Source organism: Kosakonia sp. YIM B13588 (assembly GCF_042788165.1).
GTDB classification, from domain to species: domain Bacteria; phylum Pseudomonadota; class Gammaproteobacteria; order Enterobacterales; family Enterobacteriaceae; genus Kosakonia; species Kosakonia sacchari.
Genome location: NZ_JBHZPO010000018.1, coordinates 60,065 through 86,287 on the forward strand (window position 1 = coordinate 60,065; position 26,223 = coordinate 86,287).

The following is a 26,223-nucleotide window of genomic DNA, read 5'->3' on the forward strand; positions in this document are numbered from 1 at the left end:
GCTCCTGGGGATTCATGAACTTGCCGCCTTCCCTTAATCCGAAATCCTTTGGATTAACCCAATTGAAGAGGCTAAAAATGACAATTCTTAATCACACCCTCGGTTTCCCTCGCGTTGGCCTGCGTCGCGAGCTGAAAAAAGCGCAAGAGAGTTACTGGGCGGGTAACTCCACCCGTGAAGAGCTGCTGGCAGTGGGGCGCGAGCTGCGTGCCCGCCACTGGGAGCAGCAAAAAGAGGCCGGTATCGATCTGCTGCCGGTGGGCGATTTCGCCTGGTACGACCATGTTCTGACCACCAGCCTGCTGCTGGGCAATGTGCCGGCTCGTCATCAGAACAACGACGGTTCCGTAGATATCGACACCCTGTTCCGCATTGGTCGTGGACGTGCGCCAACCGGCGAACCGGCGGCAGCGGCGGAAATGACCAAATGGTTCAACACCAACTATCACTACATGGTGCCGGAATTCAGCAAAGGCCAGCAGTTCAAACTGACCTGGACGCAACTGCTGGACGAAGTAGACGAAGCGCTGGCGCTCGGCCATAAGGTGAAACCTGTGCTGCTGGGCCCGGTCACTTACCTGTGGCTGGGCAAAGTGAAAGGCGAACAGTTTGATCGTTTAAGCCTGCTGAACGACATTCTGCCGGTCTACAAACAGGTGCTCGGCGAGCTGGCAAAACGCGGTATTGAGTGGGTACAAATCGACGAACCGGCGCTGGTGCTGGAGCTGCCACAAGCCTGGCTGGATGCGTTTAAACCAGCTTACGACGCGCTTTCCGGCCAGCTGAAGCTGCTGCTGACCACCTATTTTGAAGGCGTGACGCCGAACCTTGATGTGATCACCGCGCTGCCGGTGCAGGGGCTGCATGTTGATTTGGTACACGGCAAGGACAACGTGGCCGAGCTGCACTCGCGTCTGCCTGCTGACTGGCTGCTCTCTGCTGGTCTGGTGAACGGTCGTAACGTCTGGCGCGCCGATCTCACCGAGAAATATGCGCAAATCCACGAAGTGGTCGGTAAACGTCCGCTGTGGGTTGCCTCTTCTTGTTCTTTGCTGCACAGCCCGATCGATCTGAGTGTTGAAACGCGTCTGGATGCGGAAGTGAAAAGCTGGTTCGCCTTCGCCCTGCAAAAATGTCAGGAACTGGCGCTGCTGCGCGATGCGCTGAACAGCGGTAACACGGAAAAACTGGTGGAATGGAGCGCCCCGATTCAGGCGCGTCGCCACTCTACGCGCGTTCACAATACGGCAGTGGCACAGCGTCTGGCGGCGATCACCGCGCAGGACAGCCAGCGTAACAGCCCGTACGCCGAGCGTGCGAAAGCCCAGCGCGCGCGCTTTAAGCTGCCCGCCTGGCCGACCACCACTATTGGTTCCTTCCCGCAAACCACGGAAATACGCGGCCTGCGCCTGGATTTCAAAAAAGGCAATCTCGACGCGGGCAACTACCGTACCGGTATTGCTGAACATATCAAACAGGCGATTGTCGAGCAGGAACGTCTGGGCTTAGACGTGCTGGTGCATGGTGAAGCCGAGCGTAATGACATGGTGGAGTACTTCGGTGAAAACCTGGATGGCTTCGTCTTTACACAAAACGGCTGGGTGCAGAGCTACGGTTCCCGCTGCGTGAAACCGCCAGTAGTTATCGGCGATGTAAGCCGTCCGGAAGCCATTACCGTGGAGTGGGCGAAGTATGCGCAGTCGCTGACTGATAAACCGGTGAAAGGCATGCTGACCGGCCCGGTGACCATTCTTTGCTGGTCGTTCCCGCGCGAAGACGTGAGCCGCGAAACCATCGCCAAACAGATTGCGCTGGCATTGCGTGATGAAGTGGCGGATCTGGAAGCGGCAGGGATTGGCATTATCCAGATTGATGAACCGGCACTGCGCGAAGGCTTGCCGCTGCGTCGCAGCGACTGGGATGCCTATCTGGCGTGGGGCGTGGAGGCCTTCCGCATCAACGCGGCGGTGGCGAAAGATGACACGCAGATCCACACCCATATGTGTTACTGCGAGTTTAACGACATCATGGATTCCATTGCCGCGCTGGATGCCGATGTGATCACCATTGAAACCTCGCGTTCGGATATGGAACTGCTGGAGTCGTTCGAAGAGTTTGAGTACCCGAACGAAATCGGCCCAGGCGTGTACGACATTCATTCGCCGAACGTACCGAGCGTTGAGTGGATCGAAGCGCTGTTGCAGAAAGCGGCGCAGCGTATCCCGGCACAACGCCTGTGGGTGAACCCGGACTGCGGCCTGAAAACCCGCGGCTGGCCGGAAACCCGTAGCGCGCTGGCAAACATGGTGAAAGCCGCGCAGAACCTGCGCCAGCAGTAAGCCTTACCGCGCCGTCCGGTGTGAAACCGGCGGCGCATCATTCCTCTGTAACAAGCCAACATCGCTTCGGTAACATTTTTGTCAAACTCCCTTGTTTTAATCGTCGCAACGAAAACACAGGGGACTGAACCATGAGTAAAAAAAGTGCGCTGGCGGCAATACTGCTGGCCGTGATCAGTACGTCGGCTTTCGCCAAATCCACTCTGACGCTCTATACCAGCCAGCCCAATGAAGATGCGCAAATGACCGTCAGTGCCTTTGAAAAAGCGCACCCGGACATTGAAGTGAAATGGATCCGCGACGGAACGACCAAGCTGACCGCGCGCTTGCAGGCAGAGTTAGCCGCCGGTGGTGCCGCCCCGGACGTGCTGCTGATTGCCGACAGCGTGACCATGGAATCCCTGAAACAGCAAAACCTGCTGGCACCGTATAAATCACCGCAAGCGACGCGTTTTGATGCGCAGTTATACGACAAAGACGGTTACTACTACGGCACCAAACTGATCACCACCGGTATTGCTTATCACAGCAAAGCCCCGGTTAAGCCTACCTCCTGGCAGGATCTGCTCAAACCGGAGCTGAAAAACATGACCACGCTGCCAAGCCCTCTCTATTCCGGCGCGGCGCAAATCCACCAGGCGACGCTGATGAACGATCCGGCGCTCGGCTGGCAATACTACGAGAAACTGAAAGAGAACGGTGCGATGCCGCAAAGCGGTAACGGCGCGGTGATGAGCTCGATTGCCTCTGGCAGCAAAGCCTACGGCGTACTGGTGGATTACATGGCGATTCGTGAAAAAGCCAAAGGCGCACCGATTGAGTTCGTGTTTCCGAAAGAGGGCGTCAGCATTGTTACCGAACCGGTAGCGATGATGAAAAACGCGAAAAACCCGCAGGCGGCGAAAGCGTTTATCGACTTTGTGCTTTCGGATGAGGGGCAAAAACTGGTGCTCCAGCAGGGCTACCTGCCCGCCGATGCCAACCTGCCGGTTCCGGCCGGATTCCCGCCGCGCGACAGCATCAAGCTGATGCCGTTTGATGCAGCAAAAGCGTTGGCCGATACGGAAGCCAATAAAAAACGCTTTGCCGACCTGTTCGGAAACCGCTAGTTGATGACCAGTATGACGCTGCGCCAGCACGCCAGCGGCGGCCCGGCCAAAGGGCTGCTCTGGCTGTTATTGTTTCTCGTTGCGCTACTGAGCCTGCTGCCCAGCCTGCGGTTGCTGATCTCTGCGCTGATTGACGGACGCCACGGCAGCGACAGCAGTTTGTGGCGCGTGTTGAGTAACCCTTCCACCTGGCTTGCGTTGTGGCACAGCCTGTATACCAGTGGGCTGGGCATGCTGCTGTCACTGCTGCTGGGTAGCTTGTTCGCTTTTTGCCTGGCGCTGACCAATATCCGCCTCAAACAGCTGTGGGTATTTCTGTTTATGCTGCCGATGATGATCCCGCCGCAGGTCACCGCGTTAAGCTGGCTGCAACTTTTTGGGCCGGGCAGCATCTTGCTCAATAGCATTGGTCTTGCACCTGGGTTTGGCAGCAGCAACCCGCTCTATTCGGCGGAAGGTATCGCGTTGTTGCTCGGTATTCAACATGCGCCACTGGTGTTTCTGGCGCTGCGCACCCAGTTACAGTGTTTGCCAAAAGAGCATATTGAAGCCGCCCGGCTGCACGGCGCATCGCTGTGGCGGGTGTTCTTCGACATAGTGCTGCCGCTGTGTCGCACTGCGCTGTGGGCCGGGGCGGCGATTGCGTTTGTTTCGGCGCTCGGTAACTTCGGTATTCCGGCGATGCTGGGTATCCCGATTTCCTACTTTGTACTGCCTGTGTATATCTATCAGACGCTTTCCAGCTTTGGCCCGGCGATGCTGAACGACGTGGCGGCGCTGTCGGTGCTGATGGGGATGCTGGCGATTGGTATTGTCACGCTGCAAGGCCACATGCAGCGGCGTTATGCGCTGCCGTTGATTGGTATGGCAGGGCGCGCGCTGGGTTTCACCCTCGGCAAATGGCGGCTGGCGGTTGAGTTATTACTTGGGGCGGTGCTGTGTGCCATCCTGCTCGCGCCGCTGCTGGCGCTGATTAGCACCTCACTGGTGCCGACGCTTGGCGTATCGCTTAACAGTGAAACCCTTACTTTTGCCGCCTGGCACGGCATCTTTGATGCGCAAAGCTCGACATTGCGCGCGCTCAGCAACAGCCTGTTTTTATCGATCTCTGCCGCCCTGGTGTTGATGCTGCTCAGCCTGCCGCTGGCGTGGCTGCTGGTGCGCTACCCGACCCGGCCGTTGCGCTGGTTGTATTTAATTATCGACATTCCCTATACCTTGCCCGGCGTGGTACTGGCGATTGCCTGTATTCTGCTGTTTGCCCGACCATTGCCGCTGATCGATATCAGCCTTAGCGGCACGCTGAGCATTATCTTTTTCGCCTACCTTGCACGTTTCCTCACGGTTTGCCTGAAGCCTGTGCACAGCAGCATGCTGCAACTGGATCCCGCAATGGAAGAAGCCGCCAGCCTTGCTGGGGCGAATTTTTCCCAGCGGCTGCGCCATATCGTCCTGCCGTTACTGGCACCGGCGGCGTTTGCCGGGGCGTTACTGGTATTCCTCACGGCGGTGAATGAACTTACCGTCTCGGCGCTGCTGTGGAGCGCCGGGAAAGAGACGCTGGGCGTGGTGATTTTTAACCTTGATGAGAGCGGCGATAAGGTGCTGGCATCGGCGCTTTCCGTGCTGGTTGTCATCCTTGTGGCACTGGTAATGCTACTACTCAGCGCGCTTGGCCGTTATTTACCGAAAGGAGTGATCCCTTGGCAGAGCTGAGACTGGAACATCTACGCAAAGCGTTTGCCGATCAGATGGTGGTGCGGGATATCAATCTGACCATTCCGCAGGGGGCGTTTACCGCCCTGTTGGGGCCAAGCGGCTGCGGCAAAACCACCACGCTGCGTATTCTTGCGGGGCTTGAAACATTGAGCGAAGGGCGCTTGTGGCTGGGCGATCGTCTGCTGGCGGATAAAACGCTGCACACACCGCCAGAGCAGCGCGATATGGGGATGGTGTTTCAGTCTTACGCGTTGTGGCCGCATATGACGGTTGCCGAGAACGTTGGCTATCCGTTAAAGCTGCGCAACGTGAACGGCGCTGCGCGCCATAAACAAGTGATGGACGCGCTGGAAGTGGTTGAACTGGGTGCTTACGCCGCACGTTCACCGCAAGAGTTAAGCGGCGGTCAGCGTCAACGCGTGGCGCTGGCGCGCTGCCTGGTCGCAGAACCGCAAGTGGTGCTGCTTGATGAACCGCTGGCAAACCTCGATCGCCATCTGCGCGCCACCATGGAACAGACTTTCCGTGATTTTCACCGCCGTACTGGCGCGACATTTGTCTATGTCACCCATGATCAGGCGGAAGCAATGGCGCTCGCCAGCCATATCGCGGTAATGCACCAGGGCGAACTGATGCAGTGGGGCGCACCGCAAGCGCTGTATCAGCAGCCGCAGAATGGTTGGGTGGCGCGTTTTATTGGGAAGGGCAGCGTGCTGATGCTGGCGACGCCCGCCGGGACGCAACAACTGGATGGTGCGCAAATGCATACAGGTTTGGCGTACGCTGGCGCAGATCCCCGCCAGCCGGTGTTGGTTCGCCCCGAACATGTGCAGGTAACGAGTGGGGGACTGAGTGCTGAGGTGGAAAGCTGTATTTATCAGGGCGAGCGCTATTTGCTTGATTTACGTCTGCGCGATGGGCAAACGCTGAGTGCGTTTCATCATGCACCGCTGCAACGCAAACAGGCAGTGGCGGTACGTTTGACGCAGGGCTGGCGTCTCGAAACAGCATGAGCTGCGCCGGGCGTTTTTTCCGGCGCAAACCGTCACTTTTTACTGTACTGCGCAAACCATGCCAGCATCCGCTGCCAGCCATCGGCGGCGGATTCTGCGTGATAGCTTGGGCGATAGTCCGCATTAAACGCATGACCTGCTTCGGGGTAGACGATGATTTCCGCTTTGGCGTTCGCGGCTCTTAGCGCCTGGCGCATAGTTTCCACACTCTCCAGCGGAATGCCGGTATCCTGTGCGCCATATAAACCGAGCACCGGCGCGGTAAGTTCAGTGGCAATATCCACCGGGTGGCGTGGAGAATTGAGCGATTTCTCCCCCACCAGCTTGCCATACCAGGCGACGGCGGCTTTCAACTGCGGATTGTGCGCGGCATACAGCCAGGCAATACGCCCGCCCCAGCAAAAACCGGTCACTAAAAGTTGGTGAGCGTTCCCGCCGTTACGCGCCGCCCAGCTGGCGACGTGATCCAAATCGGCAAGCACTTGCGCGTCCGGTACTTTGCTTACTAGGCCGCTCAGCAGGGTTTGAATGTCGGCGAAATCATTCGGATCGCCCTGGCGGAAATAGAGCTCTGGTGCGATGGCGAGATAGCCCTCCAGCGCCAGACGGCGGCACAGATCGCGAATATGCTCATGCACACCGAAAATTTCCTGTACCACAATGACAATCGGCAAGGGGCCTTCGGCATTTTTCGGCCGGGCGTGAAACGCGGGCATGTTCTCGCCCTGTGTCGGAATAGACGTTTCGCCCGCGATTAAGGCGTCTTCCGGCGTGTGCACAACGGTTGAAGCAAGGGGTGAAGCCGCAGGTGCAAAGCCTGGTGTGTTGTTGGTTGTCATGGCATTCTCCATACCTTTTTTAGCGCTTCAATAACTATAGACGGGAAGAGTTGCCGCGCGCGCAAATCGCCGTGCCGTAGACTATCTTTGCTGCTGAGTTGTGGGATACGTCATGTTAATGTGATGTAAGTCACTAATTTATGGAAATGAAATGCAATCAGTTTCATTCATGGTGATATCAGTCACGAAATTATGTCCGTGCCTTCTGTAAAGTATCTTTTTGCCTCTACTGATAAAACCGACCACAGAGGAGTCTGTTATGTCCAAGTCTGATGTTTTTCATCTCGGCCTCACCAAAAACGATTTACAAGGGGCTACGCTGGCCATCGTCCCTGGCGATCCGGAGCGTGTGGAAAAGATCGCCGCGCTGATGGATAAGCCGGTCAAACTGGCCTCCCACCGCGAATTTACCAGCTGGCGCGCAGAGCTGGATGGCAAACCGGTTATCGTTTGCTCCACCGGCATCGGCGGGCCGTCAACCTCTATCGCCGTAGAAGAACTGGCGCAGCTTGGCATCCGCACTTTCCTGCGCGTGGGCACCACCGGTGCGATTCAGCCGCACATTAATGTTGGCGACGTGCTGATCACCACCGCGTCCGTGCGCCTTGACGGCGCGAGCCTGCACTTTGCGCCGATGGAATACCCGGCGGTGGCGGATTTTGAGTGCACTACTGCGCTGGTTGCGGCAGCGGATGCGATTGGCGCGACGAAACACATCGGCGTTACTGCCTCTTCTGACACCTTCTACCCAGGCCAGGAGCGTTACGACACTTTCTCTGGTCGCGTAGTGAACCGCTTTAAAGGTTCCATGGAAGAGTGGCAATCCATGGGCGTGATGAACTATGAAATGGAATCCGCCACGTTGCTGACCATGTGCGCAAGCCAGGGGCTGCGTGCTGGTATGGTTGCCGGTGTGATTGTGAACCGTACCCAGCAAGAGATCCCGAATGCGGAAACCATGAAGCAGACCGAAAGCCACGCGGTGAAAATCGTGGTGGAAGCGGCGCGTCGTCTTCTGTAATTCACTTTCCCATTTGCTAAGGCCGACGTGTTCGGCCTTTTCTTTTTGCGTACTGCCTCGCAGGAAAACCCCTTCCAAACTGGACGTTTATACAGCACAATCCTCCGCTATATGCGTTATCACTAAGGGGACGTGGTGGACACTTCAATCATCGTCATGGCAGCCGTTGCGCTGGCGGGTTTATTGGTCGGCTGGTTGGCCGCAAGCTGGCGCGGGGCGCAGCAGCAGGCGGATCTGCTCGCGGAGCAGCGAGATGTCTTTAGCGAACTGAGCGCCGCCCGGCAGCAGATAACCCAAAACGAACACTGGCGTGAAGAGTGCGAGTTGCTCAATAACGAGCTGCGTAGCCTGCAACATATCAATAGCTCGCTGGAAGCGGATCTGCGTGAAGTCACTACCCGGCTGGAATCTACCCAGTTACATGCCGAAGAGAAGCTGCGCCAGATGCACAGCAGCGAGCAGCGGCTGAGCGAACAGTTTGAAAACCTTGCTAATCGTATCTTTGAGCAGAGCAATCGTCGCGTCGATGAACAAAACCGACAAAGTCTGAACGGGCTGCTAACGCCGCTGCGCGAGCAGCTTGATGGCTTTCGCCGTCAGGTGCAGGAGAGTTTTGGTCAGGAAGCACGTGAACGACACACGCTGGCGCATGAAATTCGCAACCTGCAACAGCTGAATGCCCAGATGGCGCAGGAAGCGATAAACCTGACGCGTGCGCTGAAAGGCGATAACAAAACCCAGGGTAACTGGGGTGAAGTGGTGCTGACCCGTGTGCTGGAAGCCTCTGGTCTGCGTGAAGGCTATGAATATGAAACCCAGGTCAGTATTGAAAATGACCATCGCGCGCGAATGCAGCCGGATGTGATCGTGCGTCTGCCGCAGGGCAAAGACGTGGTGATCGACGCCAAAATGACGCTGGTTGCCTACGAACGTTACTTCAATGCCGACGACGATTTTACTCGTGAAGGGGCGTTACAGGAACATATCGCCTCGGTACGCAACCATATTCGCTTGCTTGGTCGTAAGGATTATCAGCAGTTGCCGGGGCTACGCAGTCTGGATTATGTGTTGATGTTTATTCCGGTGGAGCCGGCCTTTTTGATTGCGCTGGACAGACAGCCTGAACTGATCACCGAAGCGCTGAAAAATAACATTATGCTGGTCAGCCCTACCACGCTGTTGGTGGCGCTACGCACCATCGCCAACCTGTGGCGTTATGAACATCAAAGCCGCAATGCGCAGCAGATCGCGGAGCGGGCGAGCCGCCTGTATGACAAAATGCGCCTGTTCGTTGACGACATGTCATCCATTGGTCAGAGCCTGGATAAAGCGCAGGACAATTACCGTCAGGCAATGAAAAAACTGAGTTCCGGGCGCGGCAATTTGCTGGCCCAGGCAGAGGCGTTTCGCGGGCTCGGTGTCGAAATCAAACGCGAGATTAATCCGGAATTGGCGGCGCAAGCACAAGAACAGGACGAAGAGTTTCGTTTGCGCTCCGGGCAAAACGATTCCCTCGATTGCTTTGAAGACAATGCATTAGATAGCATGGCCGCAGGCGATGAGCCTGAATCGAAGGCTTCTTCGGGTGGTTGAATCGTAGGGCAATCGCCTCCAATCTGATACACTTCACAAACAATTTCTTGAATAGCAGGCACTAAGATGGCGGAAGATTCAAAAGAGACAACACACTTTGGTTTTCAGACCGTCGCCAAAGAAAACAAAGCCGACATGGTGGCGCATGTCTTCCATTCGGTCGCGTCAAAATATGACGTGATGAACGATCTGATGTCGATGGGCATTCACCGTTTATGGAAGCGCTTTACCATTGATTGCAGCGGCGTGCGTCGTGGGCAGAAAGTTCTCGATCTGGCCGGTGGGACGGGCGATCTGACGGCGAAGTTCTCCCGCCTGGTGGGCGAAACCGGCCAGGTTGTGCTGGCAGATATTAACGATTCGATGCTGAAAATGGGGCGCGAAAAACTGCGCAACCTCGGCGTGATCGGTAACGTAGAATATGTGCAGGCGAATGCTGAAGCCTTGCCGTTCCCGGATAATACCTTTGACTGCATCACCATCTCTTTTGGTTTGCGTAACGTGACGGAAAAAGAGAAAGCGCTACGCTCCATGTTCCGCGTTTTGAAACCGGGTGGCCGCCTGCTGGTGCTCGAATTTTCCAAGCCAATTATTGAACCGCTGAGCAAAGCTTATGACGCTTACTCTTTCCACGTTCTGCCGCGTATTGGTCAACTGGTAGCAAACGACGCGGAAAGCTATCGCTATCTTGCTGAATCCATCCGTATGCATCCCGATCAGGACACCCTGAAAGCGATGATGCAGGACGCCGGTTTCGAAAACGTCGATTACTACAACATGACGGCCGGTATCGTTGCTCTGCACCGTGGCTACAAATTCTGACAGGAGTGCGTATGCCTTTTAAGCCGATGGTTGCCGCCGGGATTGAACGCGTATTGAATACGTTTTTATACCGTGAAGGCGCGCTGAAACCCGCGCGCCAGCGTTTGCATGGCAAGGTGTTGCGCGTAGTGCTGCAAGAGTTCTCTTCCCCCTTTGTGCTGGTGTTCAGTGAGCGCCAGATTGATGTATTAGGCGAGTGGGAAGGTGAGGCCGACTGTTCCGTGATTACGCAACTGCGGGTACTGCCGAAGCTGCGCGACCGCCAGCAGCTGACCGCGCTTATTCGCAGCGGCGAGCTGGAAGTGCAGGGCGATATCCAGGTAGTGCAAAACCTGGTTTCGCTGATGGATTTAGCGGAATTCGATCCTGCCGAGATCCTCGCGCCATGGACAGGCGATATCGCCGCTGAGGGGATCAGTAAATTCCTGCGCGGTGGGGCTCGCTTTCTGCAACTCGGTTTTCAACGCCAGCAACGCTATGTCGCTGAAGTGCTAACGGAAGAGTGGCGCCTTGCGCCGGGCGCACTGGAAGTTGCCTGGTTTGCTGAAGAAACGGCTGCTGTGGAAAGGGCTGCGGATGCCTTAGCCAAACGCCTGGATAAACTGGAGGGCAAATGACGCCTGGAGAATTACGGCGCCTCTATTTCATCATCCAAACCTTTTTAAGTTACGGGCTTGATGAGCTCATTCCCAAAATGCGTCTCACCCTGCCGCTGCGGTTATGGCGACGGACGCTGTTCTGGATGCCAAACCGGCACAAAGAAAAATTGCTTGGGGAACGCCTGCGTCTTGCCTTGCAGGAGCTGGGGCCGGTGTGGATTAAATTCGGGCAAATGTTGTCTACTCGCCGTGATCTATTCCCGCCGCTGATTGCCGATCAGCTGGCGATGTTGCAGGACCGCGTTGCGCCTTTCGATGGTCATCTCGCCAAAAAGCAGATTGAAAAAGCGATGGGTGATCTTCCAGTTGAAACCTGGTTTGATGATTTCGCCATTGAACCGCTGGCCTCTGCGTCCATTGCGCAGGTGCATACAGCACGGTTGAAAGAGAGTGGCAAAGAGGTGGTGATTAAGGTCATCCGCCCGGACATTCTGCCGATTATCAAAGCGGATCTGAAACTGATCTACCGCCTGGCGGGCTGGGTTCCACGCCTGTTACCGGATGGTCGTCGCCTGCGCCCGCGTGAAGTGGTGCGCGAGTATGAGAAGACGCTGATTGATGAGCTGGATCTGCTACGTGAAGCCGCTAACGCGATCCAGTTGCGCCGCAACTTCGAAAACAGCCCAATGCTGTATGTGCCGGAAATCTATTCGGACTATTGCAGCCAAAATATGCTGGTAATGGAGCGTATTTACGGCATACCGGTTTCCGATATTGCTGCGCTGGAGAAAAACGGCACCAATTTAAAATTGCTGGCCGAACGCGGTGTGCAGGTTTTTTTCACCCAGGTTTTCCGTGACAGCTTTTTCCATGCAGACATGCATCCGGGTAATATTTTCGTCAGCTACGATCACCCGGAAGATCCGCAATATATCGGTATTGACTGCGGTATTGTCGGTTCACTGAACAAAGAAGATAAGCGCTACCTGGCGGAGAACTTTATTGCTTTCTTTAACCGCGACTATCGCAAAGTAGCGGAGCTGCATGTGGATTCAGGCTGGGTTCCGCCGGATACCAATGTAGAAGAGTTCGAATTTGCTATTCGCACTGTTTGTGAGCCGATTTTTGAAAAGCCGCTGGCGGAAATCTCCTTTGGTCATGTGCTGCTCAACCTCTTTAACACGGCACGTCGCTTTAATATGGAAGTGCAGCCGCAACTGGTGTTGTTGCAGAAAACTTTGCTCTATATCGAAGGTGTCGGCCGTCAGCTCTACCCGCAACTGGATTTATGGAAAACCGCGAAACCTTTCCTTGAAACGTGGATCAAAGATCAAGTGGGTATTCCGGCTCTGGTCAGAGCGCTGAAAGAGAAAGGCCCATTCTGGATCGAAAAAATGCCGGAAATTCCTGAACTGATCTACAACGGGTTGCAGCAAGGCAAGCATTTGCAGCAAAGCGTGGATAAGATTGCCCGGGAATTACAGGCAAACCATGTGCGGCAGGGGCAATCGCGCTATCTGTTTGGCATTGGCGCAACGCTGTTATTGAGCGGTACGCTGTTACTGATTAATCGACCAGAGTGGGGTTTAACGCCTGCGTGGCTAATGGCAGGTGGCGTTCTGACCTGGTTTGTAGGTTGGTATAAAACACGTTAAGCGAAACGCCGCCTGGGTGGGCATGGTGCACAGAAGCTGTCAGCAAAGAGGCAGCTTAATGGATAAAGTGTATACTGGGGCCTGTTTTTAACATCATCTGTTACAGAGGACTATGTATGGGTGGTATCAGCATTTGGCAGTTGTTGATTATTGCGGTCATCGTTGTGCTGCTGTTTGGCACCAAAAAACTCGGTTCTATTGGTTCCGACCTTGGCGCATCCATTAAAGGCTTCAAAAAGGCCATGGGTGATGACGATAAAGAGGGAAAGCAGGATAAATCGGCACAAGATGCGGATTTTACGGCTAAGTCTCTTTCCGACAGCAAGACATCCGACGACGCTAAAAAAGACGAAAAACGTCACGACAAAGAGCAGGTGTAATTCGTGTTCGATATAGGTTTTGGCGAACTGTTACTCGTTTTCATCATTGGCCTCGTGGTGTTAGGGCCGCAACGACTACCCGTGGCTGTGCGCACGGTGGCGGGCTGGGTTCGCGCGCTGCGCTCGCTGGCAACGACGGTGCAAAATGAGCTGACGCAGGAACTGAAGCTGCAGGAGTTCCAGGACAGCCTGAAAAAGGTGGAAAAAGCGAGCCTGGAAAATCTGACGCCAGAGTTAAAGCAGTCGATGGATGAGCTGCGCCAGGCGGCGGAATCGATGAAACGCTCTTATAGCGCTAACGATGCCGAAAAAGCCAGCGATGAAGCGCATACCATCCATAACCCGGTGGTGAAAGATAACGAAGCGCAGCATGAAGGCATTACGCCTGCCGCCGCTGAAAACCAGGCCAGTTCGCCGCAGCAAGTCCCCGACGTTGCGGAAACGAAAAAAGCACCGCAGGTGACTACCGCGGTGCAAGCGGCCTCGCCGGTTTCCGACTCCACACCTTCTTCAAGTGATAAATCCTGAACATGGCTGTAGACGATACCCAACCGCTGATCGCACACCTTATTGAGCTGCGTAAGCGTCTGCTGAACTGCATTATCGCCGTTATCGTGATTTTCCTCGCGCTGGTTTACTTCGCGAATGATATCTACCAACTGGTTTCCGCACCGCTCATCAAGCAGATGCCATTGGGCGCGACGATGATTGCCACCGACGTAGCCTCACCGTTTTTTACGCCGATCAAACTGACCTTCATGGTGTCGCTGATCCTTTCCGCGCCGGTCATTTTGTATCAGGTCTGGGCGTTTGTCGCGCCGGCGTTATACAAGCATGAGCGTCGTCTGGTAGTGCCGCTGCTGGTCTCCAGTTCGCTGCTGTTTTACATCGGCATGGCGTTCGCCTATTTCGTGGTGTTCCCGCTGGCCTTCGGTTTCCTGACACACACCGCACCGGAAGGCGTGCAGGTTTCCACGGATATCGCCAGTTATCTTAGCTTCGTAATGGCGCTGTTTATGGCCTTCGGCGTGTCGTTTGAAGTGCCGGTTGCCATTGTGCTGCTGTGCTGGATGGGCGTCACCACACCTGCCGATCTGCGGCAAAAACGTCCGTACGTTTTGGTTGGCGCGTTCGTTATCGGTATGTTGTTGACGCCGCCGGATGTCTTCTCGCAGACCTTACTGGCAATCCCGATGTATTGCCTGTTCGAAGTCGGCGTCTTTTTTGCTCGCTTCTATGTCGGCAAGCGCCGCATAACAGACGAAGAGAACGAAACAGAAACCAGCGAAGAGTAATTACCAGCCGCCCGACAGGGCGGTTGTTGTATGGGAAAAAGCATGTTTGATATCGGTGTGAATTTAACCAGCAGCCAGTTTGCAAAAGACCAGGATGACACCGTGGCGCGAGCGCAAGCGGCAGGTGTGACGGGGATGCTCATTACCGGAACCAATCTGCATGAAAGCCAGCAGGCACAGCAACTCGCCCAACGTTATTGTCATTGCTGGTCCACTGCTGGCGTGCATCCGCATGATAGCAGTGGCTGGACGGATGAAACCGCAGAGGCGATCCGCACGCTGGCGGCTACAGCGGAAGTTGTTGCCTTGGGTGAATGCGGGCTGGATTTCAACCGTAATTTTTCGACGCCGCAGGAGCAGGAGTGCGCTTTCGACGCGCAACTGTCGCTGGCCGCCGAGCTAAACATGCCGGTGTTTCTGCACTGCCGCGATGCGCATGAACGCTTTCTGACGCTGCTGGATCCGTGGCTGGATAAGTTGCCCGGTGCGGTACTGCACTGTTTCACCGGTTCGGCGCAGGAAGCGCGAGATTGTCTCGATCGCGGCATCTACTTAGGCATTACCGGCTGGGTGTGCGATGAACGTCGCGGGCTGGAATTACGTGAAGTGGTTCCGCTGATCCCCGCCGAGCGGCTATTGATTGAAACCGATGCGCCGTACCTGCTGCCGCGCGATCTCAAACCAAAGCCTGCGTCGCGGCGTAATGAACCGGCTCTGTTAGGGCATATTCTTGCCGCAGTGGCTGAGCTTCGCGGTGAAGATGCTCAGTGGCTGAGTTCGGTAACGGATCAGAACGTGCGGCGGTTATTCGGCGTGGATTTTTAACGCGACGCTCACGCCTTGCGAAAATCGGTGTTCTTGACGCTTTGCAGTACCTGCTTATTGAGCAGGTGGAGCAAGAGCATGGAGCGTGCTTCGCCGTCCGGTTCTTTAAAGATCGCCTGCAACCCCTCGAGTGCGCCCTCGGTGATCACCACATCATCGCCTGGATAAGGCGTGTCAGGGTCGGTAATCCCTTCTGGTTGGTAGAGCGAAAGCTGCTGAATAACGGATTGCGGAACGGTTGCCGGGTGCATACCAAAGCGGACAAAATGGCTGACGCCGCGCGTGGCGTTGATCGTGGTGGTATGAATCACTTCAGGATCGAACTCCACAAACAAATAGTTCGGGAAAAGAGGTTCGTTCACTGTTGTGCGTTTGCCGCGCACCATTTTTTCCAGTGCAATCATAGGCGTCAGACAGCTGACCGCCTGGCGTTCTAAGTGTTCCTGGGCGCGCTGGAGCTGGCCACGTTTGCAGTAAAGTAGATACCAGGATCGCATAATGACTCTTTTCCGTAAGTTCGGGCGCAAGAATATCAAAACCGCGGCATGATGGCTAAGTTGATTATAACCTGCACCTAAAGATGTCGTTGTAATTCACGCAGATTTAACAAAAATACAGCAACCGCCGGGCGAACACCGTATAATAAGCCCCTTACCTGGAGGCGATAATAGACCGCATGAAATACAACGACCTACGCGACTTCCTGACGCTGCTTGAGCAGCAGGGCGAGCTGAAACGCATCACTCTTCCGGTTGACCCTTATCTGGAAATGACGGAAATAGCCGATCGCACGTTGCGTGCGGGTGGCCCGGCGTTGTTATTTGAAAATCCCAAAGGCTACACCATGCCGGTGTTGTGCAATTTATTTGGCACGCCGCGCCGCGTAGCGCTGGGCATGGGGCAAGATGATGTCAGTGCTTTGCGCGACGTGGGCAAACTGCTGGCGTTTCTCAAAGAACCGGAGCCGCCAAAAGGTTTTCGCGATCTGTTCGATAAACTGCCGCAGTTTAAGCAGGTGCTGAACATGCCGACAAAGCGTCTGCGCGGTGCCCCTTGCCAGCAAAAAGTGGTGCAGGGGGATGATGTTGATTTGCGCAACATCCCGATTATGCAGTGTTGGCCGGAAGACGCCGCGCCGCTGATCACCTGGGGGCTGACCGTGACGCGTGGCCCGCACAAAGAGCGGCAGAATCTGGGCATTTATCGCCAACAGCTGATCGGTAAAAACAAATTAATCATGCGCTGGCTTTCTCATCGCGGTGGAGCGCTCGATTTTCAGGAGTGGCAGGCAGCGCATCCTGGCGAGCGTTTCCCGGTTGCGGTGGCGCTGGGTGCCGATCCGGCAACCATCCTTGGCGCGGTGACGCCGGTGCCGGATACGCTGTCTGAATATGCCTTCGCCGGGTTACTGCGCGGCACAAAAACCGAAGTGGTGAAGTGCGTATCAAGCGATCTTGAAGTTCCTGCCAGTGCAGAAATCGTGCTGGAAGGCTATATTGAGCCGGGTGAGATGGCGCCGGAAGGGCCGTATGGCGATCACACCGGTTATTACAATGAAGTTGATAATTTCCCGGTGTTTACGGTTACCCATATTACGCAGCGCGAAGATGCGATTTACCACTCCACTTATACTGGCCGCCCGCCAGATGAGCCGGCAGTGCTGGGCGTGGCGCTAAACGAAGTGTTCGTGCCGATCCTGCAAAAGCAGTTCCCGGAAATCGTTGATTTTTACCTGCCGCCGGAAGGGTGCTCCTATCGCCTGGCGGTAGTCACCATGAAGAAACAGTACCCCGGTCACGCCAAGCGCGTAATGATGGGCGTCTGGTCTTTCCTGCGTCAGTTTATGTACACCAAATTTGTGATCGTGTGCGATGACGATGTGAACGCCCGCGACTGGAATGACGTTATTTGGGCGATTACCACCCGAATGGATCCTGCGAGGGATACGGTTCTGGTGGAAAACACGCCGATTGATTATCTGGATTTTGCCTCGCCGGTTTCCGGTCTGGGCTCCAAAATGGGACTGGATGCCACCAATAAATGGCCGGGTGAGACCCAGCGCGAATGGGGTCGCCCCATCAAGAAAGACCCGGAGGTTACGGCAAGAATCGACGCCATCTGGGATGAACTGGCCATACTGAACGACGAAAATAGACCCGACAGAGAGAGCGCATGACAACCTTAAGCTGTAAAGTGACCTCGGTAGAGGCCATCACTGATACCGTATATCGTGTCCGTTTAGTGCCGGAGGCGGCTTTTTCGTTCCGCGCGGGCCAGTATCTGATGGTGGTGATGGATGAGCGAGACAAGCGCCCGTTCTCTATGGCTTCTACGCCGGATCAGCATGATTTTATCGAACTGCATATTGGCGCGTCTGAGCTGAATCTCTACGCCATGGCGGTGATGGATCGCATTCTGAAAGACCGCGAAATCGTTATCGATATTCCGCACGGCGATGCCTGGCTGCGCGACGATGAAGAGCGTCCGATGGTGCTGATTGCCGGTGGTACCGGCTTCTCGTATGTCCGCTCTATTTTGCTGACGTCGCTGGCGCAAAACCCGAATCGTGAAATCACCATTTACTGGGGCGGTCGCGAAGAGAAACATCTCTATGATTTAAGCGAGCTGGAAGCGTTATCGGTGGATCATCCGAATCTGCGTGTCGTGCCCGTCGTTGAGCAACCGGAAGCGGACTGGCGCGGCCGCTCAGGCACAGTGCTGGCTGCGGTGTTGCAGGATTTCGGTTCGCTGGCCGAGCACGATATCTATATTGCGGGTCGTTTCGAGATGGCGAAAATCGCCCGCGATCTGTTCTGTAATGAGCGCAGTGCGCGTGAAGATCGCCTGTTTGGCGATGCGTTTGCGTTTATCTAAACCTGTCTTCGCCTTTGCCGCGTTGGCTGCCTTCGCTTTCCCCGGTTACATAGTTCGCTATGCTGCCGGGGATTGATTTATTGCCGCTTTGCTCTGCCACCAACGGCTTTAATATCGCCTTTTCTTCATTCTCTATGCCGTGGTCGCCTGCCGGATAACAGAAATAAAAAACCCGCCCCTGACAGGCGGGAAGAACGGCAACTAAACCTTCTCTTTACCCTTGACGCCATCGCGGTGCTGGCTACTTTCGCTCACCCCGGTTACATACCACTATGCTGCCGGGTATTCACTCAGTTGCCGCCTTGCTCTGGCACCAATGGCATGACAGACCTTTTCTCTTTGCCCTAATCGCCATCAGCACTGCTGGCTGCTTTTGCTCACCCCGGCTGCGCGCCGGGGATCCGCGCTGTTGCTGCCTTACTGTGGCGTTCAGGGTATTGAGACTGCACTTTTCCCGTTTGAAGCACTAAACGCGTTCAAACACCGTAGCGATCCCCTGACCTAACCCGATGCACATGGTCGCCAGACCAAATTGTGCGTCTTTGCGTTCCATCAGGTTCAGCAAGGTGGTGCTGATACGTGTTCCGGAGCAGCCCAGCGGGTGACCAAGCGCAATCGCGCCGCCGTTGAGGTTGATCTTCTCGTCAATCTGCTCCATCAGCCCCAGATCTTTAATACACGGCAGGATCTGTGCGGCAAACGCTTCATTCATCTCAAACAGGTCGATATCGCTGGCGTTCAATCCGGCTTTTTTCAGCGCCAGTTGAGATGCCGGAACCGGGCCATAGCCCATGATCGACGGATCGCAGCCGACAACCGCCATCGAACGAATGCGCGCGCGCGGCTTCAGACCCAGCTCACGGGCGCGGCTCTCGCTCATCACCAGCATTGCTGATGCGCCGTCTGACAGCGCCGAAGAGGTGCCAGCGGTCACGGTGCCGCTTACCGGATCAAAGGCCGGGCGCAGAGTCGACAGTGCTTCGACCGTGGTTTCCGGGCGGATCACTTCGTCATAGGTAAACTGTTTGAGTACGCCATCTGCATCGTGGCCACCGGTCGGGATTAACTCATTTTTGAACGCACCGGATTGCGTCGCGGCCCAGGCGCGAGCATGGGAGCGAGCGGCAAAGGCATCCTGCATTTCACGGCTGATGCCGTGCATGCGCGATAACATTTCAGCAGTCAGCCCCATCATTCCCGCCGCTTTCGCAACGTTACGGCTCATGCCCGGATGAAAATCAACGCCGTGACTCATCGGTACGTGGCCCATATGTTCCACGCCGCCGACCATACAGACCTGCGCATCGCCGGTCATGATCATGCGTGCGGCATCGTGCAACGCCTGCATTGAGGAGCCGCACAGACGGTTAACCGTTACGGCGGGTACGGAATGTGGGATCTCAGCCAGCAGCGCGGCGTTACGGGCAATGTTGAAGCCCTGCTCCAGTGTCTGCTGTACACAACCCCAGTAAATGTCGTCGATAGCGCTTGCGTCCAGCGCCGGGTTACGCGCCAGCAGGCTACGCATCAGATGAGCGGAAAGATCTTCCGCCCGCACATTGCGAAATGCGCCGCCTTTTGAACGGCCCATCGGGGTGCGAATCGCATCGACAATGACAACGTGTTCCATTGTGACTCCTTAAGCCGTTTTCAAATCGCCCACCGGGCGCGCAGGTTCAACCGCAGGATAGTAAGGTTCGTTGTGACGCGCTTTTTCACGCAATCCAGCCGGCACTTCATACAGTGGGCCAAGGTGCTGATAATGCTGCGCCATATCGAGGTATTTCGCGCTGCCGATGGTATCCAGCCAGCGGAATGCACCACCGTGGAACGGAGGGAAGCCCAGGCCGTAAACCAGCGCCATATCCGCTTCTGCGGGGCTGGCGATGATGCCTTCCTCAAGGCAGCGCACCACTTCGTTGACCATTGGGATCATCATACGGGCGATAATTTCGTCGTCGCTGAAGTCGTTTTTGCCTTTGCTGATTTCCGCCAGCATGCCGTCCACGGCGCTGTCTTCTTCTTTCTTCGGTTTGCCTTTGCTGTCTTCTTTATAGCGCCAGAAACCGAGGCCATTCTTCTGTCCAAAGCGGTTAGCGTCGAACAGCGCGTCAATCGCATCGCGATAATCTTTTTGCATCCGCTGCGGGAATCCAGCTGCCATCACTGCCTGCGCGTGATGCGCGGTGTCAATGCCGACGACATCAAGCAGATAAGCCGGGCCCATCGGCCAGCCGAACTGTTTTTCCATCACTTTGTCGACTTTGCGGAAATCCGCGCCGTCGCGCAGCAACTGGCTGAAACCGGCAAAGTAGGGGAACAGCACGCGGTTAACAAAGAAGCCAGGGCAGTCGTTGACCACAATCGGCGTTTTGCCCATCTTGCTCGCCCAGGCCACCACTTTCGCGATAGTGTCGTCAGAGGTTTTCTCGCCGCGAATGACCTCAACCAGCGGCATACGGTGCACCGGGTTGAAGAAGTGCATGCCGCAGAAATTTTCAGGCCGCTTCAGCACACTTGCCAGTTCACCGATCGGAATGGTCGAGGTGTTCGAGGCCAAAACGGTATCCGGGCGAACCTTGTCTTCTGTTTCCGCCAGCACCGCTTTTTTCACTTTCGGGTTTTCTACCACTGCTTCAACCACCACATCGACACGCTCAAAACCAGCGTATTCCAGCGTTGGCTGAATAGTCGCAATTACGTTCGCCAGTTTCAGGCCATCGATCTTGCCGCGTTCAAGCTGTTTATTCAGTAATTTGCCCGCTTCATTAATGCCAAGCGCAAGGGATTTCTCATTGATATCTTTCATTAATACCGGCACGCCTTTCCAGGCCGACTGGTAAGCGATACCGCCGCCCATAATGCCAGCGCCCAGCACAGCCGCATGTTTTGGCGTTTCAATATCTTTGGTGAGTTTTTTCGCCTTGCCTTTCACATACTGGTCATTGAGGAAAATGCCGACCAGTGCGCGGGCTTCATTGGTATGCGCGAGTGGAACAAAGCTCTGGTTTTCCAGCTTCAGCGCTTCCTCTCGGCCAAACCTGGCGGCGGCTTCAATGGTTTTAACCGCAGTGATCGGTGCCGGGTAATGTTTACCGGCGGTTTGCATCACCATGCCTTTGGCGATGGTAAAGCTCATGGCGGCTTCAATTTTACTGAGCTTCAAAGGCTCCAGCTTCGGCTGGCGTTTGGCTTTCCAGTCGAGATCGCCATTGATCGCCTGACGCAGAATCGCCACCGCGCCATCACGCAGTTTCTCCGGTTTGACGATGCCATCGACCAGGCCGATTTTCAGTGCTTGTTCCGCGCCGACATCTTTCCCGGCGGCGATGATCTCCAGTGCGCTATCGGCGCCCAACAGACGCGGCATGCGCACCGAACCGCCAAAGCCTGGCATGATGCCGAGTTTGGTTTCCGGCAGGCCAATGCGCAGATCCGGTGTGGCTAAGCGGTAGTCTGTTGCCAGGACACATTCGCAGCCGCCACCGAGGGCATAGCCATTCACGGCGGAGATCGTCGGGACAGGCAGATCTTCCAGACGGTTAAAGACGCTATTAGCAAAGTGCAGCCATTGGCTCAACTGTTCTTCCGGGACCAGGAACAGGGAGAGGAATTCGGTGATGTCGGCACCGACAATAAAGGCCGCTTTTTCCGAGCGCAGCAGCAGCCCTTTTAAATCTGATTGCTTTTCCAGCACGCCCAACGCTTCGCCAAGGCTGGCGACGGTAGCGGTATCAAGCTTGTTAACTGAGCCAGGCGCATCGAACACCAGTTCGGCGATGCCGTCTTCCTGCCAGTCGAGGTACAGATTGTTGCCTTTGTAGAGCATGTCAGTCTCCTGAATCCAGCGGTGATCTGGTCGTACCAGATGAAGCGGAGTGTGGTTTTTATGTTAATAAAATGCAAATAACTCATTAAAAAAATGCAGCGCCGATCACGCTCGGCGGAAATCACTCAGTTGCGGGCAGGTGTGCTAAGATGCGAAAACTTGAGGTCACAAGAAACAGAAGGAAAAACGATGGACTCACTGGCTGAACTTTATAAAAATCATATTGTTACTTTGCAGGAACGCACGCGTGACGTGCTGGCGCGGTTTAAACTCGACGCGTTACTTATTCACTCCGGCGAGTTGTTTAACGTCTTTCTTGATGACCACCCTTATCCGTTTAAAGTGAACCCGCAATTTAAAGCCTGGGTGCCGGTCACGCAGGTGCCGAACTGCTGGCTGCTGGTTGATGGTGTGAATAAACCGAAGCTGTGGTTCTATTTGCCGGTGGACTACTGGCACAACGTGGAACCGCTGCCGACCAGTTTCTGGACCGAAGAAATTGACGTTATTGCGCTACCGAAAGCGGACGGCATTGGCAGCCAACTGCCAGCAGCGCGTGGCAACATTGCCTATATTGGTCCGGTTGCGGAACGCGCGTTGAGCCTTGATATCGCGGCAAGCAATATCAACCCGAAAGGGGTGATCGATTATCTGCACTATTACCGCGCCTATAAAACCGATTATGAACTGGCGTGCATGCGTGAAGCGCAGAAGACGGCGGTGATTGGTCATCGCGCAGCGCATGAAGCGTTCCAGTCTGGCATGAGCGAGTTCGACATCAACCTCGCCTATCTGACCGCCACCGGCCATCGCGATACTGACGTGCCTTATGGCAACATTGTTGCTCTGAACGAACACGCCGCTGTGCTGCATTACACCAAACTCGATCACCGCGCACCGGCGGAAATGCGCAGTTTCTTGTTAGATGCTGGCGCGGAGTACAACGGCTATGCCGCTGATCTGACCCGTACCTGGGCGGCGAACAGCGATACCGATTACGCGCAACTGGTGAAAGACGTCAATGATGAACAACTGGCGCTGATTGCCACCATGAAAGCGGGTGTCAATTACGTGGAGTACCATGTGCAGTTCCATCAGCGTATCGCGAAGTTGCTGCGTCGCCACCAAATCATCACCGATATCAGTGAAGAAGCCATGGTTGAGGAGGATATTACCGGGCCGTTTATGCCGCACGGTATTGGTCACCCGCTTGGCTTGCAAGTACATGATGTCGCTGGTTTTATGCAAGATGACAGCGGTACGCATCTGGCTGCGCCATCGAAATACCCGTATCTGCGCTGCACACGCGTGATGGAACCGCGCATGGTGCTGACCATCGAGCCGGGTATCTACTTTATTGAGTCGCTGTTAGCGCCGTGGCGTGATGGCCCGCTCAGCAAGCACTTCAACTGGCAGAAGATTGATGCGCTGAAACCGTTTGGCGGCATTCGTATTGAAGATAACGTGGTTATCCACGAAAACAACATTGAAAACATGACGCGGGACCAGAAGCTGGCGTAATGGAGAGCTGGCTGATCCCGGCGGCACCGGTCACCTTTAGCGAGGAGATCAAAAAGAGCCGCTTTATTACGCTGCTGGCGCACACGGATGGTGTTGACGCGGCAAAAGCGTTTGTCGACGCCGTTCGGGCGGAACATCTGGACGCGCGTCACCACTGTGTAGCGTGGGTCGCTGGCGCGCCGGATGATTCGCAGCAGCTAGGCTTTTCTGACGATGGCGAACCGGCGGGCACGGCGGGTAAACCGATACTCTCGCAGTTAATGGGCAGCGGTATCGGCGAAATTACCGCCGTCGTGGTGCGATATTATGGCGGCGTGCTGCTGGGAACCGGTGGGCTGGTGAAAGCTTATGGTGGCGGTGTGCAACAGGCGTTAAGCCTGTTAACCACCGTCCGCAAAACGCCATTAACCGAATATACTTTGTGGTGCGATTACGCACAGCTCGCCGGAGTTGAAACGCTGCTTGGGCAATTTGAGGGGAAAATTGTCGCAAGCGAGTATCAGGCTTCCGTGCATCTGCGAGTGGCGCTTCCTCACAGCAGACTGGACGCATTTTCAGCAAGGCTTGCTGATTTTAGTCGTGGCGCATTGCAATTGTTAAAAACTGAAGAATAATCCCCCACCTGATTTTCTGAACACCTAAGGAAGCGGCAGAGATGCAATTTCGCGCCATAACCCGAATCGTTGGACTGCTGGTTATCCTCTTTTCCGGAACGATGATCTTACCCGGACTGGTAGCCCTTATTTACCGCGATGGTGCGGGTCGTGCATTTACCCAGACCTTTTTCGCTGCGCTGGTGATTGGCTCCATGTTGTGGTGGCCGAACCGTCGGGAGAAAAAGGAACTGAAATCCCGCGAAGGCTTTTTGATCGTCGTGCTGTTCTGGACCGTGCTGGGGAGTGTGGGCGCGCTGCCGTTTATTTTCTCGGAAAGCCCGAACCTGACGGTGACTGACGCCTTTTTTGAATCCTTCTCTGGCCTGACGACAACCGGGGCGACCACGCTGGTAGGGTTGGATTCGTTGCCGCATGCCATCCTCTTCTACCGCCAGATGCTGCAATGGTTTGGTGGGATGGGGATCATTGTCCTGGCGGTCGCGATACTGCCGATTCTGGGCGTGGGGGGGATGCAGCTTTACCGTGCGGAGATGCCAGGACCGCTGAAAGATAACAAAATGCGCCCGCGTATTGCCGAAACGGCGAAAACGCTATGGCTTATTTATGTGTTGCTGACCGTAGCGTGCGCGCTGGCGCTGTGGTTTGCCGGAATGCCCGCTTTTGACGCTATCGGCCATAGCTTCGCGACCATCGCCATTGGCGGCTTCTCGACACACGATGCCAGCGTGGGTTACTTCAATAGCCCAACCATCAACACCATCATTGCCATCTTCTTATTGATCTCCGGCTGTAACTACGGCCTGCACTTCTCTTTACTGAGCGGGCGCAGCTTGAAAGTTTACTGGCGCGATCCTGAATTCAGAATGTTTATTGGCGTGCAACTGACGCTGGTGGTGATCTGCACCGTGGTGCTGTGGTTCCACGATGTTTACAGCTCTGCGGTGACGACGGTGAACCAGGCTTTCTTCCAGGTGGTGTCGATGGCAACCACTGCCGGGTTTACCACTGACAGTATTGCGCGTTGGCCGCTGTTCTTGCCGGTGCTGCTACTGTGTTCGGCGTTTATTGGTGGCTGTGCGGGTTCTACCGGGGGTGGTTTGAAAGTGATCCGCATATTGCTGCTGTTTAAACAGGGTAACCGCGAGCTGAAACGTCTGGTGCACCCGAACGCGGTTTACAGCATTAAGCTTGGGAATCGCGCCTTGCCGGAGCGTATTCTTGAAGCGGTGTGGGGGTTTTTCTCTGCTTATGCGCTGGTGTTTATTGTCAGCATGCTGGCGATTATCGCTACGGGTGTTGATGACTTTTCTGCCTTTGCTTCGGTTGTCGCCACGCTGAATAACCTGGGACCAGGGCTGGGCGTAGTTGCTGATAACTTCGCGAGTATGAACCCGGTGGCGAAGTGGATCCTCATCGCGAATATGCTGTTTGGTCGCCTTGAAGTCTTCACATTGTTGGTACTGTTTACCCCAACTTTCTGGCGTGAATAAGGGAGCGTGACGTGAAAACATTGATTCTATTTTCGACCCGGGATGGGCAAACGCGGGAAATCGCCTCTTACCTGGCGTCCGAGCTGAAAGAGCTTGGTGTTTATGCTGATGTGGTGAACCTGAACCGTACGCCAGATATTGAATGGGATAACTATGAACGCGTGGTGATTGGTGCGTCTATCCGTTACGGCCATTTCCACCCGGCGCTGGCGAGCTTTGTGAAAAAGCACCTGCAGCAGTTGAATGCGCTACCGAGCGCGTTCTACTCCGTTAACCTTGTTGCGCGTAAGCCGGAGAAAAGCTCTCCGCAAACTAATAGCTATACGCGCAAATTTTTACTCTCTTCACCGTGGCAGCCAGATCAGTGTGCAGTGTTTGCCGGTGCGCTGCGTTATCCACATTATCGTTGGTATGACCGCTTGATGATTCAACTGATTATGAAGATGACCGGCGGCGAAACGGATCCCACGAAGGAAGTTGTCTATACCGACTGGCAGCATGTAGCGAGTTTTGCCCGCGAAATCGCTCAATTAAAATGCAAATCGACCGATTAGCGGCCGTTGCGACTGAAAATTAAGCGAACGAAAACTTTTTTTAAATTTATACTTGTCAGCGGGAATTAACTCCCTATAATGCGCCTCCACTGACACGGCACAACGGCAAACACACCGGCCTGTCAGGTG

General features: G+C 55.2%; 23 protein-coding genes. 19 read left to right on the forward strand and 4 right to left on the reverse strand.

The window, feature by feature from the left end; translation table 11 throughout:
• The first annotated feature begins 77 nt into the window (after positions 1-77).
• The 4 genes from metE (at position 78) to ACFX4U_RS22285 (ending at position 6,180) form a co-directional block, all read left to right on the forward strand.
• A complete protein-coding gene (gene metE, locus ACFX4U_RS22270; protein ID WP_313508248.1) occupies positions 78-2,339 on the forward strand; it encodes a 5-methyltetrahydropteroyltriglutamate--homocysteine S-methyltransferase in 2,262 nt (753 codons plus the stop codon).
• A gap of 131 nt (positions 2,340-2,470) precedes the next feature.
• Positions 2,471-3,448, forward strand: a complete 978-nt coding sequence (locus ACFX4U_RS22275) for an ABC transporter substrate-binding protein (protein ID WP_313508247.1) — start codon at positions 2,471-2,473, stop codon at positions 3,446-3,448.
• A 3-nt stretch (positions 3,449-3,451) separates the two neighbouring features.
• A complete protein-coding gene (locus ACFX4U_RS22280) occupies positions 3,452-5,164 on the forward strand; it encodes an iron ABC transporter permease (protein ID WP_313508246.1) in 1,713 nt (570 codons plus the stop codon).
• Entirely contained in the window at positions 5,152-6,180 is a 1,029-nt protein-coding gene (locus tag ACFX4U_RS22285) for an ABC transporter ATP-binding protein (protein ID WP_313508245.1), read from the forward strand. Before ACFX4U_RS22280 ends, ACFX4U_RS22285 begins: the two co-directional genes overlap by 13 nt.
• A 32-nt stretch (positions 6,181-6,212) precedes the next feature.
• Here ACFX4U_RS22285 and ACFX4U_RS22290 read toward each other — a convergent pair whose 3' ends face one another.
• A complete protein-coding gene (locus ACFX4U_RS22290) occupies positions 6,213-7,019 on the reverse strand; it encodes a dienelactone hydrolase family protein (protein WP_200553495.1) in 807 nt (268 codons plus the stop codon).
• 259 nt (positions 7,020-7,278) lie between these two features.
• Here ACFX4U_RS22290 and udp point away from each other — a divergent pair, with 259 nt between their 5' ends.
• The 9 genes from udp to tatD all read left to right on the forward strand — a co-directional run bounded on the left by udp (position 7,279) and on the right by tatD (position 15,209).
• Complete coding sequence (udp, locus tag ACFX4U_RS22295) at positions 7,279-8,040, forward strand: uridine phosphorylase (protein WP_193821550.1); 762 nt, start codon at positions 7,279-7,281, stop codon at positions 8,038-8,040.
• 135 nt (positions 8,041-8,175) lie between these two features.
• Positions 8,176-9,633: a DNA recombination protein RmuC gene (gene rmuC / locus ACFX4U_RS22300; protein WP_313508244.1), complete on the forward strand. Its 1,458-nt coding sequence runs from the start codon at positions 8,176-8,178 to the stop codon at positions 9,631-9,633.
• 66 nt (positions 9,634-9,699) lie between these two features.
• Positions 9,700-10,455 carry a bifunctional demethylmenaquinone methyltransferase/2-methoxy-6-polyprenyl-1,4-benzoquinol methylase UbiE gene (ubiE, locus tag ACFX4U_RS22305; RefSeq protein WP_020456038.1) on the forward strand — a complete coding sequence of 252 codons (756 nt, stop codon included), beginning with the start codon at positions 9,700-9,702 and terminating at the stop codon, positions 10,453-10,455.
• 11 nt (positions 10,456-10,466) lie between these two features.
• Positions 10,467-11,072 (forward strand): SCP2 domain-containing protein, encoded by a 606-nt coding sequence (locus ACFX4U_RS22310; protein WP_313508243.1) that lies wholly within the window; start codon positions 10,467-10,469, stop codon positions 11,070-11,072.
• Positions 11,069-12,709 carry a ubiquinone biosynthesis regulatory protein kinase UbiB gene (ubiB, locus tag ACFX4U_RS22315; protein WP_305737430.1) on the forward strand — a complete coding sequence of 547 codons (1,641 nt, stop codon included), beginning with the start codon at positions 11,069-11,071 and terminating at the stop codon, positions 12,707-12,709. Before ACFX4U_RS22310 ends, ubiB begins: the two co-directional genes overlap by 4 nt.
• A gap of 116 nt (positions 12,710-12,825) precedes the next feature.
• Entirely contained in the window at positions 12,826-13,089 is a 264-nt protein-coding gene (tatA, locus tag ACFX4U_RS22320) for a Sec-independent protein translocase subunit TatA (protein ID WP_249880427.1), read from the forward strand.
• A gap of 3 nt (positions 13,090-13,092) precedes the next feature.
• A complete protein-coding gene (gene tatB / locus ACFX4U_RS22325) occupies positions 13,093-13,617 on the forward strand; it encodes a Sec-independent protein translocase protein TatB (protein ID WP_305737428.1) in 525 nt (174 codons plus the stop codon).
• Between the two features lie 2 nt (positions 13,618-13,619).
• On the forward strand, positions 13,620-14,384 hold the full coding sequence (gene tatC / locus ACFX4U_RS22330; protein WP_305737427.1) for a Sec-independent protein translocase subunit TatC: 765 nt from the start codon (positions 13,620-13,622) through the stop codon (positions 14,382-14,384).
• Positions 14,385-14,426: 42 nt separating this feature from the next.
• Positions 14,427-15,209, forward strand: a complete 783-nt coding sequence (tatD, locus tag ACFX4U_RS22335) for a 3'-5' ssDNA/RNA exonuclease TatD (protein ID WP_313508242.1) — start codon at positions 14,427-14,429, stop codon at positions 15,207-15,209.
• An 8-nt stretch (positions 15,210-15,217) separates the two neighbouring features.
• Here the strand turns inward: tatD and rfaH are convergent, their stop codons facing one another.
• The gene (rfaH, locus tag ACFX4U_RS22340; RefSeq protein WP_017459761.1) at positions 15,218-15,706 is read right to left on the reverse strand and encodes a transcription/translation regulatory transformer protein RfaH; all 489 of its coding nucleotides are present in this window, start codon (positions 15,704-15,706) and stop codon (positions 15,218-15,220) included.
• Between the two features lie 170 nt (positions 15,707-15,876).
• Between rfaH and ubiD the strand changes: the two genes are divergently transcribed.
• Positions 15,877-17,385, forward strand: a complete 1,509-nt coding sequence (ubiD, locus tag ACFX4U_RS22345) for a 4-hydroxy-3-polyprenylbenzoate decarboxylase (RefSeq protein WP_200553538.1) — start codon at positions 15,877-15,879, stop codon at positions 17,383-17,385.
• Positions 17,382-18,083, forward strand: coding sequence for an NAD(P)H-flavin reductase (gene fre / locus ACFX4U_RS22350; RefSeq protein WP_313508241.1), 702 nt, complete (start codon positions 17,382-17,384; stop codon positions 18,081-18,083). Before ubiD ends, fre begins: the two co-directional genes overlap by 4 nt.
• Positions 18,084-18,549: 466 nt before the next feature.
• On the opposite strand, the gene fadA is transcribed toward fre, so the two are convergent.
• The gene (gene fadA, locus ACFX4U_RS22355) at positions 18,550-19,713 is read right to left on the reverse strand and encodes an acetyl-CoA C-acyltransferase FadA (RefSeq protein ID WP_313508240.1); all 1,164 of its coding nucleotides are present in this window, start codon (positions 19,711-19,713) and stop codon (positions 18,550-18,552) included.
• A gap of 9 nt (positions 19,714-19,722) precedes the next feature.
• Positions 19,723-21,912, reverse strand: a complete 2,190-nt coding sequence (gene fadB, locus ACFX4U_RS22360) for a fatty acid oxidation complex subunit alpha FadB (protein ID WP_313508239.1) — start codon at positions 21,910-21,912, stop codon at positions 19,723-19,725.
• Positions 21,913-22,101: 189 nt separating this feature from the next.
• Here fadB and pepQ point away from each other — a divergent pair, with 189 nt between their 5' ends.
• The 4 genes from pepQ to hemG are packed head-to-tail and all read left to right on the forward strand — an operon-like array spanning position 22,102 to position 26,094.
• Positions 22,102-23,433 carry a Xaa-Pro dipeptidase gene (gene pepQ, locus ACFX4U_RS22365; RefSeq protein WP_313508238.1) on the forward strand — a complete coding sequence of 444 codons (1,332 nt, stop codon included), beginning with the start codon at positions 22,102-22,104 and terminating at the stop codon, positions 23,431-23,433.
• Entirely contained in the window at positions 23,433-24,047 is a 615-nt protein-coding gene (locus ACFX4U_RS22370; protein ID WP_313508237.1) for an IMPACT family protein, read from the forward strand. Before pepQ ends, ACFX4U_RS22370 begins: the two co-directional genes overlap by 1 nt.
• 41 nt (positions 24,048-24,088) lie before the next feature.
• Positions 24,089-25,540 (forward strand): Trk system potassium transporter TrkH, encoded by a 1,452-nt coding sequence (trkH, locus tag ACFX4U_RS22375; RefSeq protein ID WP_200553469.1) that lies wholly within the window; start codon positions 24,089-24,091, stop codon positions 25,538-25,540.
• Positions 25,541-25,551: 11 nt separating this feature from the next.
• A complete protein-coding gene (gene hemG, locus ACFX4U_RS22380) occupies positions 25,552-26,094 on the forward strand; it encodes a menaquinone-dependent protoporphyrinogen IX dehydrogenase (RefSeq protein WP_313508236.1) in 543 nt (180 codons plus the stop codon).
• Positions 26,095-26,223: the final 129 nt, after the last annotated feature.